General features: G+C 63.5%; 14 protein-coding genes. 1 reads left to right on the top strand and 13 read right to left on the bottom strand.

Annotation, left to right across the window (positions count from 1 at the left end):
- Positions 1 to 100 precede the first annotated feature (100 nt).
- From SLT36_RS17215 to SLT36_RS17265, 11 genes are all read right to left on the bottom strand, one after another.
- Positions 101 to 1402, bottom strand: coding sequence for a peptidoglycan DD-metalloendopeptidase family protein (locus SLT36_RS17215; protein WP_432283654.1), 1302 nt, complete (start codon positions 1400 to 1402; stop codon positions 101 to 103).
- 178 nt (positions 1403 to 1580) lie between these two features.
- Positions 1581 to 2234, bottom strand: coding sequence for a protein-L-isoaspartate(D-aspartate) O-methyltransferase (locus tag SLT36_RS17220; RefSeq protein WP_154384054.1), 654 nt, complete (start codon positions 2232 to 2234; stop codon positions 1581 to 1583).
- Positions 2231 to 2989 (bottom strand): 5'/3'-nucleotidase SurE, encoded by a 759-nt coding sequence (gene surE, locus SLT36_RS17225; protein ID WP_432283655.1) that lies wholly within the window; start codon positions 2987 to 2989, stop codon positions 2231 to 2233. The genes SLT36_RS17220 and surE overlap by 4 nt, the downstream gene beginning before the upstream one ends.
- 1 nt (position 2990) lies before the next feature.
- A complete protein-coding gene (gene serS / locus SLT36_RS17230; protein ID WP_432283656.1) occupies positions 2991 to 4295 on the bottom strand; it encodes a serine--tRNA ligase in 1305 nt (434 codons plus the stop codon).
- Positions 4296 to 4350: 55 nt separating this feature from the next.
- Positions 4351 to 5241: a twin-arginine translocase subunit TatC gene (gene tatC, locus SLT36_RS17235; protein WP_067961623.1), complete on the bottom strand. Its 891-nt coding sequence runs from the start codon at positions 5239 to 5241 to the stop codon at positions 4351 to 4353.
- Positions 5238 to 5942, bottom strand: a complete 705-nt coding sequence (gene tatB, locus SLT36_RS17240; RefSeq protein ID WP_432283657.1) for a Sec-independent protein translocase protein TatB — start codon at positions 5940 to 5942, stop codon at positions 5238 to 5240. Before tatB ends, tatC begins: the two co-directional genes overlap by 4 nt.
- Before the next feature lie 32 nt (positions 5943 to 5974).
- Positions 5975 to 6193: a twin-arginine translocase TatA/TatE family subunit gene (locus SLT36_RS17245; protein ID WP_115732237.1), complete on the bottom strand. Its 219-nt coding sequence runs from the start codon at positions 6191 to 6193 to the stop codon at positions 5975 to 5977.
- A 35-nt stretch (positions 6194 to 6228) separates the two neighbouring features.
- The gene (locus SLT36_RS17250) at positions 6229 to 7332 is read right to left on the bottom strand and encodes an ABC transporter ATP-binding protein (protein ID WP_432283658.1); all 1104 of its coding nucleotides are present in this window, start codon (positions 7330 to 7332) and stop codon (positions 6229 to 6231) included.
- Between the two features lie 39 nt (positions 7333 to 7371).
- Positions 7372 to 8106: an SMC-Scp complex subunit ScpB gene (gene scpB / locus SLT36_RS17255; protein ID WP_432283659.1), complete on the bottom strand. Its 735-nt coding sequence runs from the start codon at positions 8104 to 8106 to the stop codon at positions 7372 to 7374.
- Positions 8103 to 8903, bottom strand: a complete 801-nt coding sequence (locus SLT36_RS17260; RefSeq protein ID WP_067961616.1) for a segregation and condensation protein A — start codon at positions 8901 to 8903, stop codon at positions 8103 to 8105. Before SLT36_RS17260 ends, scpB begins: the two co-directional genes overlap by 4 nt.
- A 65-nt stretch (positions 8904 to 8968) precedes the next feature.
- Positions 8969 to 9154 (bottom strand): hypothetical protein, encoded by a 186-nt coding sequence (locus tag SLT36_RS17265; protein WP_067961615.1) that lies wholly within the window; start codon positions 9152 to 9154, stop codon positions 8969 to 8971.
- A 141-nt stretch (positions 9155 to 9295) separates the two neighbouring features.
- Here SLT36_RS17265 and SLT36_RS17270 point away from each other — a divergent pair, with 141 nt between their 5' ends.
- The gene (locus SLT36_RS17270) at positions 9296 to 10666 is read left to right on the top strand and encodes an IS1182 family transposase (protein WP_432283660.1); all 1371 of its coding nucleotides are present in this window, start codon (positions 9296 to 9298) and stop codon (positions 10664 to 10666) included.
- Between the two features lie 162 nt (positions 10667 to 10828).
- On the opposite strand, the gene SLT36_RS17275 is transcribed toward SLT36_RS17270, so the two are convergent.
- On the bottom strand, positions 10829 to 14074 hold the full coding sequence (locus tag SLT36_RS17275; RefSeq protein ID WP_432283661.1) for an SPOR domain-containing protein: 3246 nt from the start codon (positions 14072 to 14074) through the stop codon (positions 10829 to 10831).
- A 106-nt stretch (positions 14075 to 14180) separates the two neighbouring features.
- Complete coding sequence (gene argS / locus SLT36_RS17280) at positions 14181 to 15938, bottom strand: arginine--tRNA ligase (protein ID WP_432283662.1); 1758 nt, start codon at positions 15936 to 15938, stop codon at positions 14181 to 14183.
- Positions 15939 to 15967 lie beyond the last annotated feature (29 nt).

Here is a 15967-nt window from a genome sequence, read left to right on the forward strand (position 1 = left end):
CGGGCTGATATGGCGGGACTGATGGAGGTCAGGCGACCCGCGCCGGCATCGATCCGAAAACCCCTTACGATTTTCGGAAAGCGATGCGTGGATCGAGTGCCTATTCGAGGTAGCCGCTCGGATCGACCGGCGTGGAGTTCTTGCGCACTTCGAAATGCAGCTTCGGGGCATCGGTCGAACCGCTCATGCCTGACAGCGCGATCTCGTCGCCACGTTTGACCTTCTGGCCGCGCTGGACCTTGAGCGAGCTTGCATGACCATAGACGGTGACGAGGCCGTTCTCATGGCGCACCAGCACCGTGTTGCCGAATTCCTTGAGCCCGTCGCCGGCATAGATGACGACACCGTTTTCGGCAGCCTTCACCGGCGTGCCTTCCGGCACCGAGATGTCGATGCCGTCATTCGACTTGCCGCCGCCCTTGCCGTAGTTGGAAACGACGCGGCCACGCACCGGCCAGCGCATGCGGTCGATACCGGTGGCATTTGGCGCTGCCTCGGCCGATTCCTCGGCCTGCTGCACCAGCTTGTCCTTCTTCGGCGGCGTGTAGGCCGCAACGGCGGGAGCTTCGGCCGCAGGCTTGGCCGCGGCAACGGCCGGCTTCGGAGCGGCTGTCGCAGCGGTTGCGGTCACGACCGGGTCGACGGCGGGTGCTGCCTTGGCAACAGTCGAGGTCGCGCCACCAGCCGGCACCTTCAGCGTCTGGCCGATCCTGATGCGGCCGTCCTGCAGGCTGTTGGCCTCCTTGAGTGTCGCCGTCGACACGCCGAGCTTCTTGGCGATACGGTTGAGCGTATCGCCTTCGACGACCTTGTAGCCGCCGCCGGCACCTGCCGGCTTGGCATTGCTGTCGGTCGGCGAGCCGAGCTGCGCGGTTGCGGTTTCCTTGGTCTTGGGCTGCTGGGGCAGCACCGCAACCTTGTTGCTCGGCAAGGTGGCCGGCTGCGGATTTTTGCCCGGAACCTTGAGCGTATTGTCCTGCGCCGTCTGCGGCTGGGCTATCGTGCCGGTCGACCTATTGTCCAGCGCAGGTGCCAATGCCGGGGCTTGAGCCGGAGCCTGGGCGGTACGAACCGGAGCCGGAGCAAGCGCTGGCGCCTGGGCGACTGGTGCCGGCAGAGGCTGCGACGACACCGGCTGCAGACTGCCGCGACTGACCGAACCGGCACTGGCCGAGGCAACCGGCATCGCCATCTGGGCATCGCCAGGGAATGGCTGCTGCTGCGGCTGCTGGTTGATGATCGAACGCTGGTTCGGCGTCGATGCAGTGAAGATGTCATCGACACCACCGCCGCCAAATCGCGACACTCCGGAACTGCACCCTGCTGCCATGCCGGCAACCAGCAGAACGGCGCCGCCGCGCGCCAGAGAGCGTTTATTCGCCTTCAAAATACTGAAACGCATCGCACTGACCCGCGCTTTACCCGATACCAACTAGGCTTGATTAAAGCGCGTTAATGTTACTGGCCGGTTAAGAGGATCAAATAAATCAAAAGCTTCGCCAGCTCGCGACAAAACGCTTTCCGAGGTGGGCTGGAGGCCCCGGCGGCGGGCAAATAGCAGCGATGTGGGTGGTGCCGACTTAGATGACGGCAGCGACGCCGCGGGCCAGCGGCTGCAGGCGGACGACGCCGAGGTCTTCGCGCTCGAAGCGGCTTCCGATCTTGGTCAGCTTGCACAACACCTGCTCGCCCTCTTCCGGGCCGATCGGCGCGATCATGGTGCCGCCGCTCGACAGCTGGTCGACGAACATGCGTGGATGGCTGTCGAAAGCAGCCCATACGACGATGCGGTCGAACGGCCCCTCGCCCGGCAGGCCGTTCGAACCGTCGGCCTGGCGGACCAGCGCATTGCCAAGGCCGAGCATCTCGAAGCGCTGGCGCGCCAGATCGGTCAGGGTTTTGAAACGCTCGACGGTGACGACCCGGCCGGCAAGCCGAGCCATGACCGCGGCTGTGTAGCCGGAACCCGTACCGACTTCGAGCACACGGTTTCCCTGTTCGATGTTGAGCGCTGATATGACCGCCGCCTGGAGATCCGCGCCTTCGATCGCCTCGCCACATTCGATCGGCAGCATGCGGTCCGACCAGGCGATGGAATGGAACTGGCCAGCGAGGAAGTCGCGACGGGGTGTTGCCTCGAAGGCGGCGATCAGATTTTTCGGAACGATGCCGCGCCCGCGCAGGCGAAGAAGAAAGGCGGCGAAGCCCTCACGGTCGTCCGGCATCATGTTCATGCAATAGCCTTGGCCAATTGATCGCGCAGTTCATGCGCCGTCATGTCGAGCTTGAGCGGCGTGACCGAAATCTGCTTGTTGCGCACGGCGTGCAGATCCGTGCCCGGCTTCACCTCCGGCTCATCGCGGCCGAAACGCAGCCAGTAATATGGCAGGCTGCGGCCGTCGCGGCGCTCCTCGACCCAGATGCCGTAGGCAAGCTTGCCCTGGCTGGCAACCACAGGTCCGGTGACCTCTTCGGGCGGGCAATTCGGGAAATTGACGTTGAGCAGTACGCCGATCGGCAGTTCCGTGGCGATAAGCTTGCGCAGCAAGGCCGGGGCCAGTGCCTCGGCCGTATCGTAAGGCACGATGCGTTCGTCGTTTTCATAGATATAGGCCTGGCTCAGCGCAATCGAGCGGATGCCGATCAGAGCACCTTCCATGGCACCCGCCACCGTGCCCGAATAGGTCACGTCATCGGCAACGTTGAGACCCGAATTGATGCCCGAAAGGATCAGGTCCGGCGGCTCGGGCAGGATCTTGCGGGCGCCCATGATGACGCAGTCGGTTGGCGTGCCGTTCACGGCATAATGCTTGTCGCTGATCTTGCGCAGCCTGAGCGGCTCCGAGATCGACAGCGAATGCGCATAACCCGACTGGTCGGTTTCCGGTGCCACCACCCAGACATCGTCCGACAGCTGGTTGGCGATCCGCTCCAGGACAGCCAGGCCTTCGGCGTGGATGCCGTCGTCGTTGGTCAGCAGAATGCGCATGTCACTTCGCTTCGATCTTGGTCAGGCCACCCATGTAAGGCAGCAGCGCTTCAGGAATCGTTACGCTGCCATCCTCGTTCTGGTAATTCTCGATGACGGCGATCAGCGCGCGGCCGACGGCAACGCCCGAACCATTGAGCGTGTGCACGAAACGCGTGCCCTTCTCTTCCTTCGGACGGTAGCGGGCATCCATGCGGCGCGCCTGGAAGTCGCCGCAGACCGAGCAGGACGAGATTTCACGATAGGTGTTCTGACCGGGAAGCCAGACCTCGATGTCGTGTGTCTTGCGCGCGCCGAAGCCCATGTCACCGGTGCACAGAACCATGGTGCGGAACGGCAGGCCGAGGCGCTTCAGCACCTCTTCAGCGCATTCGGTCATGCGGTCGTGTTCGGCCAGCGCACTGTCGGCGTCCGTGATCGAGACCAGCTCGACCTTGTAGAACTGGTGCTGGCGCAGCATGCCACGCGTGTCGCGACCGGCAGAGCCTGCTTCCGAACGGAAGCACGGTGTCAACGCAGTCATGCGCAGCGGCAGCTGCTCGTTGGCCAGGATTTCCTCGCGCACCAGATTGGTCAGCGGCACCTCGGCGGTCGGGATCAGGCCGAGCCGGCTCTCGCCATGCGGCACGAAGAACAGGTCTTCCTCGAACTTGGGCAGCTGGTTGGTGCCGAACAGCACCTCGTCACGCACCAGAAGCGGCGGCTGCACTTCGGTGTAGCCGTGTTCCGACGTGTGCAGGTCGAGCATGAACTGGCCGAGGGCACGTTCGAGCCGGGCCATCTGGCCCTTGAGCACGGTGAAACGCGCCCCGGACAGCTTCGCGGCGCGCTCGAAATCCATCAGGCCGAGCGCCTCGCCGATCTCGAAATGCTCCTTCACCCAGTTCGGGCGCGGCAACACCTTGCCGACGGTGCGCAGCACGACATTGCCGGTTTCGTCCTTGCCGACGGGCACGTCTTCGAGCGGCACGTTGGGGATCACGGCCAGGGCTGCGTCGAGCGCCTTGTCGAGCTCACGCTCGCGGCCTTCTCCGTCCTGGATGAAACCCTTGATCTCTGCGACTTCGGCCTTCAGCTTCTCGGCAAGGGCGGAATCACCATTGCGCATGGCGTTGCCGATCTCTTTCGAGGCGGCGTTGCGGCGCTCCTGCGCCTCCTGCAACTTCGAGACATGGGCGCGCCGCGCCTCGTCCTTGGCGATCAGGTCCTCGACCGTCGACTTTGCCGCATCCGCCGACTGACTGCGCTTCATCAGCGCTTCGATCAGAGCTTCAGGGTTCTCGCGAATCCATTTGATATCAAGCATTTAAAAGGTTCCGGTCGCGGCAGTTGTCGAACGACCGCGCCGGCGGATCGGGCTGTCAGCCGGCCTTGTCGGCGCTGCCTGTGCCTTCGAGCGAAGTGGATGCTGCTTGCGATTGCGGGGCCGCGGCACTGTCGTCCGCATCCTGCTTTTCGCGCGCCACACGTTCCTGTTCGCGCTTCTTTTCGATCATCCGGGCGGTCCAGATGGAAATCTCGTAAAGAAGGATCGTGGGAAGGGCAAGGCCGATCTGGCTTACCGGATCGGGTGGGGTGAGCACTGCCGCAACGACGAAAGCGATGACGATCGCCCATTTGCGCTTCTCGGCCAGCCCTTGCGAACTGACCATTCCGACCCGCGCCATCAGTGTCGTCACGACGGGCAGCTGGAACACCAGGCCGAAGGAGAAGATCAGCGTCATGATCAGGCTGAGATATTCCGACACCTTGGGCAGCAGAGAAATCTGCACCTGGTCGTCGGTGCCGGCCTGCTGCATGGCGAGGAAGAACCACATCACCATCGGCGTGAAGAAGAAATAGACCAGCGACGCGCCCATCAGGAAAAGCACCGGCGAAGCGATCAGGAACGGCAGGAAGGCCGCACGCTCGTTCTTGTAGAGGCCGGGTGCGACGAACTTGTAGATCTGCGAGGCAATGACAGGGAATGCAATCACCAGGCCGCCGAACATGGCGAGCTTGATCTGCGTGAAGAAGAATTCCTGCGGCGCGGTGTAGATCAGCTCGACCTTGTGCGGATCGAGCCCGGCCCAGTTGGTCGCCCATTTGAACGGGATGACCAGCAGGTTGAACAGCTGCTTGGCAAAGAAGAAGCAGACAAGGAAGGCGATGAAGAAACCGCCGATGGACCACATCAGCCGGGTGCGCAATTCGACCAGATGTTCGATCAGCGGCGCCGAGGACTTCTCGATTTCGTCGTCTTCGGCGCTCACGAGGCTTTTCCTGCTTTGGTCGTCTTGGTGGTCTTTTTGGGCGCAACAGCCTTGGCCGATGCAGCCTTGGCTACCGGCGCCTTTGCCGGAGCGGCCTTGGCCACGGGTGCCTTGGTCGTTGCTACCGAAGCCTTGGCTTTTGCGGCAGGCTTGGGCGCGGCAACAGCTTTAGCCGCGGCCTTGGGCTTGGGCGCTGCCTTCGGCTCTTCGGCTTTGGCTGCAACCGCTGGCGCAGGAACAGGCGTGGCCTTGACCTCGGCGGCCGGAAACACCGGTGATGTGGCAGGCATTGCGTCCGGCCCGGCAACGCCTGGCATGACGGTTGCGCCGTTCTTCAGCGGTTCGGCGGGATGCGTTGCGTCCACGGCAGGATCAGCCGGCGGCGCCGGCTGTGACGGCTTCATCGCCGCGTCGAGGCCGGCACGCACATCGGAGGCCGCCTGCTCGAAAGGATTGAGCTGCTTTCTGATCTGCTGCGCGGGGTTGAGACCGCGCAGCTCGTCGACCGACTTCTTGACGTCGTCGAGCTCGGCTTCCTTCAGCGCCTCATTGAACTGGCGCTGAAAATCGCCCGCCATGGAACGAGCCTTGGCCGTCATCCGCCCCATTGTGCGGAGCATCTTGGGCAAATCCTTGGGGCCGACGACCACGATCATGACGACCGCAATCACCAGCATTTCGGTCCAGCCGATTTCAAACATGTCGGTGCGATCCGGCTAGCAAGAGGTGCGGGTCAGCTCTTGCTGGCCTTTTCCTTGGTCGAGTTCACAGTCTCGTCGTTGCGATGCTCGACCGTCTTGGAGTCATCGGCCTCGTCGTCCGACATACCCTTCTTGAAGCTCTTGATGCCCTTGGCCATGTCGCCCATCAGTTCCGGGATCTTGCCACGACCAAACAGCAGCAGCACGACGACCAGGACGATCAGCCAGTGCCAGATTGAAAACGAACCCATTGAACTCTCTCTTGAACAGTTTCCCTGCGATTGATCTAGGCTCTTTCGCTTCCGGATTCAAACACTAGAACATCCGCTTTCCGAAGCGACAGCCATATATCACGTGCTTTTGCGGACAAAGCGCCGCAGCGTATGCGCGCCCGCACCGGCGTCTCGGCCCCCGGCACCGCGAGTTCAAGCAATTCGACGACGCCGAGATAGCGCCTGGAAATGATGCGGGCCTGGGTTTCGCCTGATGTCTCGCTGACGTCGATGCCGGTCAGGCGCACAGCCACGAGCACGTCGGCGCCTTCCGAAGCGTCGGTTTCGACCTCGCCCACCGGTGTCATCGCATAACCGTCGACAGCCTTGGCGGGAAAGACGTTGAGCTCGGAGAAGAAGCCGGCGACGAACAGGTTTGCCGGCTTGAGGTAGAGGTCCTCCGCCCTGCCCGTCTGTACCAGCTTGCCGTCCTTCAAAAGCGCGATGCGGTCGCCCATGCGCATCGCTTCTTCGGCATCGTGGGTAACGACGATGGCAGTCGCCCGGCTTTCGCGCAGGATCGCCAGGGTTTCGGCGCGCACCGAATCCTTGAGGCGCGAATCAAGCCCGGAGAACGGCTCGTCCATCAACAGGACCGCCGGTCGCGGCGCCAACGCGCGAGCTAGAGCCACGCGCTGCTGTTCGCCGCCCGACAATGCATGCGGATAGTTGTCGGCGTAATGTTCGAGCCCGACGCGGGCGAGCGCGATCAGCGCTTCCCTCCTGGCCTCCTCGCGCGACAGCGCGGTCAGCCCGAAGCGGACGTTGTCGAGGATGGTCAGATGCGGAAACAGCGCAAAATCCTGGAACACCAGGCCGATAGAGCGCCGTTCCGGCGGCAGGAACACCTGAGGACCAGCGATTTCCTTGCCGTTCAGCAGTACGCGCCCGGAGGTCTGCGCCTCGATGCCGGCGGCAATCCGGAGCAGCGTCGTCTTGCCTGAGCCGGACGGTCCTAGCAGGCACAACACCTCGCCTGGCTCGGCGGCAAGACTGACCTCGCGCAGCGTCTCGGAGCCATTGACGAAGGAATGGCGGATGTCCTCAAAAGCCAACCGCGCGGCGAAGGTCACGCCCGCGGTGACACGCGCTGCCGTCTGGGCTTGATTTGTCGTCACAGGATCGACCTCCTGCTGCCGGTTCCACACCGGCGCGGGTCAATCATCTGTGGCGCGGGGTGTCAACAGGCCGAGCTCTTCCAAGTCGATGTCGGTGAGCGGGTCCTCGTCGTCGGTGAGCAGGTCAGGATCGGACGGTGGCAACGGCACCGAGAAGCCGGGCGGCATGCGCGACGACAACAGCCCTGCCCCCTTCAGCTCTTCCATGCCGGGCAGATCGCGGATCTCCTCCAGGCCGAAATGGTCGAGGAACTTGTCGGTCGTGCCATAGGTCACCGGCCGGCCCGGCGTCTTGCGCCGGCCGCGCATGCGCACCCATTCGGTTTCCATCAGGGTGTCGAGCGTTCCCTTCGAGGTCTCGACGCCGCGGATATCCTCGATCTCGGCGCGGGTCACAGGCTGGTGATAGGCGATGACAGACAGCACTTCGAGGGCGGCGCGCGACAGCTTCTTCTGCTGGATGGTGTCGCGGCTCATCAGGAAGGCCAAGTCGCCGGCAGTACGGAACGCCCAGGAATCGGCAACCTTGACCAGATTGACGCCTCGACGCTCGTAAATGCGCTGCAACTCGGCCATGGCGGCGGGAACGTCGATGCCTTCCGGCAGCCGTGCGACCAGTTGCCGCTCGCTCACCGGCTCGGCGCTGGCGAAAACGATCGCTTCGGCCATACGCACGGCCTCGGCCAGATGCAGCCTAGCCGCCGGGTTGCGCTCCACGGTCTCGCCATCCTCGTCGTCGAGGGCAAACGGGACGACATTTGATCCTTCGGTCATGACGCACCTTCGGTCTGCGGGGCCGCGGCCTGGCGTTCGCGCAGGTAGATCGGCGCAAACGGCTCGTGCTGACGGATTTCGACGGTCCCGTCGCGGACCATTTCCAGGCTGGCGGCAAACGAGCTGGCGATCGCCGTTGCACGCTCTTCGGGGCTGGTCATGTAGCGGATCAGGAAATGATCGAGCGCAGTCCAGTCCTTCAGTTCGCCGACCATGCGGGTCAGGATCTCGCGTGCTGCCTTCAGCGACCAGACACCGCGCTTGGCGATCTGCACATTGGTAATCGCCTGCCTTTGGCGCTGGCCGGCATAGGCGCTCAAGAGATCGAACAACGAGGCCGAGTACTCGTTGCGTTTGTCGATGATGACCAGTTCGGGGGCGCCGCGCTGAAAGACATCGCGACCGAGCCGGTTGCGATTGACCAGCCGAGAGGCGGCATCGCGCATCGCTTCCAGGCGCTTCAGGCGGAATTGCAGCACGGCGGCCAGCTCTTCACCACTCTCGCCCTCGTCGCCCGGCAACTTGGGGATCAAAAGCTTCGACTTGAGGAAGGCGAGCCAGGCCGCCATGACCAGATAGTCGGCGGCGAGCTCCAACCTCAGGGCCCGCGCCTGCGAGACGAAGGTCAGGTACTGCTCGACGAGCGCCAGGATGGAAATACGGGACAGATCGACACGCTGGCTGCGCGCCAGGTGCAGCAGAAGATCGAGCGGGCCTTCGAAGCCGGCGACGTCAACGACCAGCGACGGATCGTCAGTCATGCGGTCGTCAGCGTTCTCCGCCCACAGACGGTCCATCGGTGCTGGCTTTTGCGCCTTGCTTTCCAATGCTTCCGCCAATTCCGTGCCTTCTCCTTGAGAGGCTATGCAACTGCCTCGAAAGTGTGTCCGAATTCCGCCTGCTGCACGGTTTCAGCGCGGGCATGCAACTTGCCGGCGATTTTGCAATGAAGGACAAGATCGGCATCCGCCGCAAGGATTGCCGCGGTCTTTGCCCGGTAATCCCCAGAAAGCCGCGTCCCCAACGTGTCAGGCGGTGATTCGGTCATGCCAAGAGCTTAGCGCCTTTTGACCTGACATAGAATCGTGCCTGCCGATGGCCCCAAAACGAAAACGGCGCAGCCTAGCTGCGCCGTTCAGACTGCTGACAAACCCCTGGCGAGAGTTGGGGGTTTGTGATTCAGTGGGTGATGTTGAAGCGAGCTGGCCCTGAACAAACCGCACTTGAGATCGTCACGCTTGACCAACTGGTTCCAGTTGATCACCTTCTGCGCAAGATCGATGGTGTTATCGATTTCTCGTTCATCCACGATCTGACAGCGCCGCTTTACTGCGCCGACAATGGTCGCCCGCCACTCGATCCGACCTTGATGTTCAAGGCGCTGTTCATCGGCTACCTGTTCGGGGTGCGCTCGGAGCGGCAATTGGTGCGAGAGATCGAGGTCAATGTCGCCTACCGGTGGTTCCTGCGGCTGAAGCTGACGGACAAGGTGTTCGACGCCTCGACATTGTCGCAGAACCGCCGCCGGCGCTACCAGGACGAGACGATCGCGCAGGCGATCTTCGACCGCATTGTCGAGCAGGCGATCGGGGCAGGCTTGGTCGACGGCACGGTGCTCTACACCGACAGCACGCACCTGAAGGCCAATGCCAACAAGGGCAAGTACGACCTTGCCATGGTCGCCAAGTCGCGTGCCGACTACTGGGGCGAACTCGACCGGGCGATCGATGCCGAACGGGCGCTGCACGGCCAGAAGGCGCTGAAGGAGCAGGAGCGGCAGCCTGCGGTGAAAGAGACGAAGGTCTCGCGCACCGATCCTGAGGCAGGCTATATGGTGCGCGAGGGCAAGCCGAAGGGCTTCTTTTATCTCGATCACCGCACGGTGGATGGCGGCTTCGGCATCATCACCGACACGTTTGCCACGCCGGCCAACGTGCATGACTCGATCGTCTATCTCGACCGGCTCGACCGCCAGGTGGAGCGTTTCGGCTTCGACGTCACGGCGGCGGGGCTGGATGCCGGCTATGCCACGCCAGGCATCGCCAAGGGCCTGGAGGACAGGAACATCCAGGGTGTCGTCGGCTATCGCAACCCGCCCCGGCCAAAGCCTGGCAAGATGAGGAAGGGCGCTTTCGTCCATGAGCCGGACCTTGACGGCTATCGTTGCCCGCAGGGCCAGTTGCTCACTTACGCCACCACCGATCGCGGCGGTTATCGCCACTACAAGAGCGACCCGACGATCTGCCGCAACTGTCCGCTGCTGGCGTCTTGCACATCAAACGCCAAGGCCGAGCGCACCATCACGCGCCATGTCTGGCAGGATGTCCGCGAGCGGGTCGATGCCAACCGCTTAACCGCATGGGGCAAGGCGATCTATCGACGCCGCAAGGAGACGGTCGAGCGATCCTTCGCCGATGCCAAGCAGCTCTTCGGCCATCGCTATGCACGCTTCCGAGGGCGAACACGCGTCGCCTGCCAGTGCCTGATCGCAGCCGCCGCCCAAAACATGAAAAAGATCGCAATCAGCCTCTGGCCAAAGCCAAAACCAAGCCTCGCATGAGGCCAAAGCGGGCTCGCAACGGCCTTGGCATCTGCCCCCCGACATCAATCCAAAAGCTCAATCAACCCACAAAACAAAACCCCGCCGAAATTCGACGGGGTTCGTCAGCAGTCTGAACGGCGCAGCCTAGCTGCGCCGTTTTCCGATTTGGGTGTGGCTCGCTTACTTCGAAACGAAGCAGTTGCCGCCGGCGGCCTTGTAGCTTTCGCACAGGCTGACCGCATCGTTGCGGGTGCCGGCAGGTACGCGAACGCGCCAGAACGTGCCCTTGCCGGCGATGTCGGCCTTGACGATGCTGACTTCGCGGCCGTTCAGCACGCTGCCGTAGCGGCGGGCGAGATCGGCATAGGTCGACTTCGCGGCGGCTTCGCTCGGCTGCGAGGCGATCTGCATGGCCCAGGCGCCGGAAGCTGCAGCCGTCGCCGGTGCCGACGGCGCAACAGCCGCGACCTGGTCAGGCTTGACCTCACCAACGACATCGACCGGCTGCTCGGACGGGCGCTGCGGCGCGATAGGAGCGGTGGACGGGGTGTTGGCCGACTGGGCGGGCTTGACGACAGGCGCCAGCGCCGGCTGGGCAGGCACGGTGCCGGTGGCTTCGCTTGCCGGCTCGGCAACGCGCTGCGGTGCCGGATCGGTCGGCTCGGTTGCGGCAACAACGGCCGGGGCCGGTTCTTCGCGCGGCACCAGCGTGCCATCAGGCCTCACCACCATGGTGCGGACCTTGCGCGGAGCAACAGCAGCCGTCTCGGTGCTGGCGTCGGGCTGATCGGCCTGCGGCGCTTGCGCAACACGCTCTTCCGACTTCGCGGTCGGTTCAGCGGCGACGTCATCGCCGTTGAGCGGCAGGTTTTCGGGCATGTTCGCCTCGGCTTCCTGTGCCGCGAGATCGACTGGCTCTTCAGCGTTGGTAACAAGCTTGTCCTGGGCCGGAGCACCATTGGTCGAGCCGCCTGCGACGCGGTCATAGACCTTGCTGTCCTGGTTCGGCACGGTTGCGCCGCCCGGATTTTCCGGCTTGATCTTGATCGGGCTCTCGTCGGCCTTGACGATGACGGGGGCGCCTGCCCCCTCGCCGCCGCCAAACGACAGCGCGAAGGCGCCAATGCCACCGACGACGGCAACCGCGCCGACGATTGCTGCGATCATCATGCCGCGACGCGCCGGACGGGCTGCCGGCGAACCGGGCAGCGATTCCATCGCCTCGTCGAAATCGGGATCGTAGTCGAACTCGTCGGCCTGGGCCTGCTGGCGCGGCGCATTTGCCTGGCTCTGCTGCATGCCGCCGAGGTCGAAGCCACCCAGGCGGTCGTCTGCCTGCTGGCGGCCGGCATACATCGCTGCAGCACCTGCTGCGGCAGCGCCTGCCAGGTCGATCGGCTGCGACGGATCGCCATCGCGCAGCGTCTTGCGATCGAAGCCGTCGGCATAGGGGTTGGACGCGTAGTTCGACGACGTGGCCGGCTTGGTGGCCTCAGGCGCGTTCATCTCGTTCATCAAGTTCGAGAACTCACCGTCGAGATCGTCATAGGCAGGAGCCGGGGGGGCGTCATCCTCGAACGACAATTCAGGGATGTCGAGGTCGTCGGCGAGCGCGACAGCTTTTTCCGGCACATCGACGGTCTCGATATCGGGCGCATCGTCAAAGGACGAAACGGCGGCGAAAAGCTCGGCTTCCAGATCATCGACCTCGGGCTCAGCTGGCGCATAGGCCTCTGGTTCGGCCTGCGCTGCATAAGCTTCGGGCGCATAGGCAACGGGTTCGGACTGCGGCTCATAGGTCGGCGCGACCGGCACATAGGCATCCGGCTGCTGGATTGCTTCCGGCTGGTAGCTCGACTGGGCTGCTACAACAGGAGCTGCTGCGCGCGGGGCAACCGGCGTGCCGAGGCCCCAGCTGCGGGCCTGTTCGTAGCGCGAGGCCGCAAGCGGACGCATCGGCGCTGCGGCAGCAGCGGCTGCTGCGACGGCGACTGCCGGCGCTGCAACTTCCGCCACCTCGGCCACGGCACTGCGCTCGAGCGCCATGTCGAAGGCGTCATCATCAAAGCTGACGTCGATGTCGGCCTGGTGATCGTAGCTCGGCTCGGAGTAGCCGGCATCGGCCTGGACGGGAGCCGCTTCCTCGGCGGCCACGAACTCTTCAACCGGCGCGTCATAGGACGGCGCATAGTCTGTGTCGTCAAAAGCTTGCGCCGGCTCTTCGGCAGGCTGCTCGGGCGCCCACAGCGAATTGGCGAAGGTCGGCTCGGGCTCAACAGCAACCGGTTCGACGACGCGAAGCGGCGTCGGCTCGGACAGCGCCTTGGCCTGGCTGCTCATATTGCCAAGCAGTGCGTTCAGCTCGTCTTCGAGGCTGGTGTCTTCAACTGGGGCCACCGGAGCCGCGACCTGGGCGACCTCGGGCTCGTAAACCGGCGCTTCGACCACCGACTCGACGGCTGGTGCCTCATAAGCCACAACAGGCTCATAGGCAGGCTCTTCGTCGCGCAGCGCGTCCTGCAGGCGGCGTTCGAACTCGTCATAGTCCTCGGCCTGGGCGACGGGAGCTGCAACCGCCTGCGGCTCCTCGAGCAGGTCGACCTGCGAGAACGTGACTTCCGGCTCGGCCGGTTGGTACTCGCCCAGCGTCAGCTGATCGTCGACGACTGCTTCAACAGCGTAGCTGTCATCGTCGACGGCCGCGAAATTCATGTCGACATCGGCAAGGGCGACGTCGAACTCGGCATCGAGATCGACTTCGGTCGAAGTCGAATAAGAAACCGGCGCAGCGACCTGCTCGGCAGGCTCATCGGCCACCAGCAGTTCGTCCTCCATCGAGAATTCCTGTTCGAAGGACGCAGCAACCGCGTCGTCAAAATCGGGCTCAGGCGTGAAGGACGGTTCGGGCGTGAAAGCGGGCTCAGGAGCGAAAACGGGTTCCGGAGCGAAATTGACTTCAGGCGCCGGCTCATAGGCAGGTGCGGCAGCATAAGCCCGCTCTTCGGGACGAAGCAGCTCGTCCTCAAGCGAGAAATCGTCGAAGCTCGCGGCAACGGCATCGTCGAACGACGCGCCGGAGGCGAACTCCGGCTCACGGGTGCGTTCTTCGGTCGGCGCGTAAGCAACCGACGATTCGACGGGCGCGTAGGACGCCGGTTCGTTTGCCTGAACATATGCCGCGGGGGCAACGTGCTCAGGCGCCGCGACGAGATCGTCGCCGGCCAGCTCGCCGAGCAGTTCCTTCTCCAGATCAATGCCGAAGTCGTCGTCGACAGCCGGTTCGATGCGCTCAGCGGGCGCGCCAACATCCTGGCGCACCACCGGCTGGCGCGGGTCGAAACCCATGATCCTCGTCAATTCGGCGAAGGGATCTTCGTCGGCGAAGTCATTCTTGTCTGCGATCTTCAGCTGGGTTCTGTCTGCCATTCTTTTTCCCGAACTCTCGCACTTTTTTCGGACGCAGTGAACGTCGCGTAAGGTTGGCCCTTACCAGCGCAATGTGGGCAAAAGGTGACATTCAGCTCCGGAAAACCTAGCGCATTTCGGTCGGCGCATCCGCTCCGATCAACGCCAGGCCTGACGTCAAAACGTCCGAAACAGCCTGCACCAGCCCGAGTCTGGCATAGGTCAATTCTGGATCGTTAACCTTAACAAACCGTAAGTCATGGTTGTCCGTGCCACGATTCCAGTGTCCGTGGAAGGTGCTTGCGAGGTCGTAGAGATAGAACGCCAGCCTGTGCGGCTCCATCGACTGTGCAGCCTGTTCGATCAGGCGCGGATACTCGGCGAGCTTCTTGACGAGCGCGATTTCGCCTTCGTCCGTCAGCCTTTCGACAGCCCCGATCAGGCCGGCGCGCGCGAACTCTGCTTGGCCGAGCTGCTCCTTTGCCTGCCTGAACACCGAGTGGCAGCGCGCTGATGCGTACTGCACGTAGAACACCGGATTGTCCTTGGACTGCTCGGTGACTTTGGCAAAATCGAAGTCGAGCGGCGCGTCGCTCTTGCGGTAGAGCATCATGAAGCGAATCGCATCACGGCCGACCTCCTCGACCACATCGCGGAGCGTGATAAAATTGCCAGTGCGCTTCCCCATCCGGACCGGCTCGCCGTCGCGGTAGAGCTTGACCAGTTGGCACAGCAGCACGTCGAGCTTGACCGCACCGTCGGTGACAGCGCGCGCCAGCGCTTCCATGCGCTTGACGTATCCGCCATGATCGGCGCCGAGCACGAACACCAGTTCCTCGAAGCCGCGGTCGACCTTGTCCTTGAGATAGGCGACGTCGGCGGCGAAATAGGTGAAGGCACCGTCCGACTTGACCAGCGGACGGTCCATGTCGTCACCGACCTCGGTCGAGCGGAACAAGGTCTGCTCGCGATCTTCCCAGTCGTCAGGCTTCTCGCCCTTGGGCGGCGGCAGCTTGCCCTTGTAGATGTGGCCCTTCAGCGTCAAGTCGCTGATCGCCGAGCGGATCGCCTTGGCGTTGTCGGCATGCAGCGTGCGCTCGGAGAAGAACACCTCGTGGCGCACGTTGATAAGCGCCAGATCCTCGCGGATCATCACCATCATCGCGGCAATGGTGCGCTCCTTGATCAGCGCCAGTGCCTCGTCCTCGGGCTTCTGCAAGAGGTCGCGGCCGAATTCCTTGACCAGCGCCTGGCCGACCGGCACGAGGTAGTCGCCCGGGTAGAGCCCGGCCGGTATCTCGCCGATCTCGTCGCCGAGCGCCTCGCGATAGCGCAGCATCACCGAGCGACCGAGCACGTCGATCTGCACGCCGGCGTCGTTGATGTAATATTCCTTGGTCACGTCGTAGCCGGCGAAGCCGAGAATGTTGGCAAGCGCGTCGCCGACGACCGCGCCACGGCAATGGCCGACATGCATCGGCCCGGTCGGGTTGGCCGAGACATATTCGACGTTGACGCGCTTCCTGTTGCCATAGCCCGAGCGGCCATAGTCGGAGCCGCGCGACAAAAGATCAGCCAGGTGCTTCTGCCAGAAGCCGTCATGGAGCTTGAGATTGACGAAGCCCGGGCCGGCAACCTCTGCCTTGGCGACGTCGGCATCCTTGGACAGCTCCGCCACAAGGCGTTCGGCCAGCGCGCGCGGGTTCTGCCCGGTCGGCTTGGCCAGCACCATCGCCGCATTCGTCGCCAGATCGCCATGGGTCGCATCGCGCGGCGGCTCGACGGCAATGCGCGTCAGGTCGAGCGCGCCGCCCTCTTTCGGAGTCAAATCAAGCGCTTCGACGGCTTTGGTAATCCGCTCGCTGAAATCGGCGAAAATGTTCATTTCTAGGCTTTCGTAGGACGCTTCGACGT

This window comes from Aminobacter sp. BA135 (assembly GCF_050859125.1).
Lineage (GTDB): Bacteria > Pseudomonadota > Alphaproteobacteria > Rhizobiales > Rhizobiaceae > Aminobacter > Aminobacter ciceronei.

Coding starts and splice junctions, on each gene's coding strand:
- SLT36_RS17215 (WP_432283654.1), bottom strand. CDS start 1,402: ATGCGTTTCAGTATTTTGAAGGCGAATAAACGCTCTCTGGCGCGCGGC.
- SLT36_RS17220 (WP_154384054.1), bottom strand. CDS start 2,234: ATGAACATGATGCCGGACGACCGTGAGGGCTTCGCCGCCTTTCTTCTT.
- surE (WP_432283655.1), bottom strand. CDS start 2,989: ATGCGCATTCTGCTGACCAACGACGACGGCATCCACGCCGAAGGCCTG.
- serS (WP_432283656.1), bottom strand. CDS start 4,295: ATGCTTGATATCAAATGGATTCGCGAGAACCCTGAAGCTCTGATCGAA.
- tatB (WP_432283657.1), bottom strand. CDS start 5,942: ATGTTTGAAATCGGCTGGACCGAAATGCTGGTGATTGCGGTCGTCATG.
- SLT36_RS17245 (WP_115732237.1), bottom strand. CDS start 6,193: ATGGGTTCGTTTTCAATCTGGCACTGGCTGATCGTCCTGGTCGTCGTG.
- scpB (WP_432283659.1), bottom strand. CDS start 8,106: ATGACCGAAGGATCAAATGTCGTCCCGTTTGCCCTCGACGACGAGGAT.
- SLT36_RS17260 (WP_067961616.1), bottom strand. CDS start 8,903: ATGGACCGTCTGTGGGCGGAGAACGCTGACGACCGCATGACTGACGAT.
- SLT36_RS17265 (WP_067961615.1), bottom strand. CDS start 9,154: ATGACCGAATCACCGCCTGACACGTTGGGGACGCGGCTTTCTGGGGAT.
- SLT36_RS17270 (WP_432283660.1), top strand. CDS start 9,296: ATGTTGAAGCGAGCTGGCCCTGAACAAACCGCACTTGAGATCGTCACG.
- SLT36_RS17275 (WP_432283661.1), bottom strand. CDS start 14,074: ATGGCAGACAGAACCCAGCTGAAGATCGCAGACAAGAATGACTTCGCC.
- argS (WP_432283662.1), bottom strand. CDS start 15,938: ATGAACATTTTCGCCGATTTCAGCGAGCGGATTACCAAAGCCGTCGAA.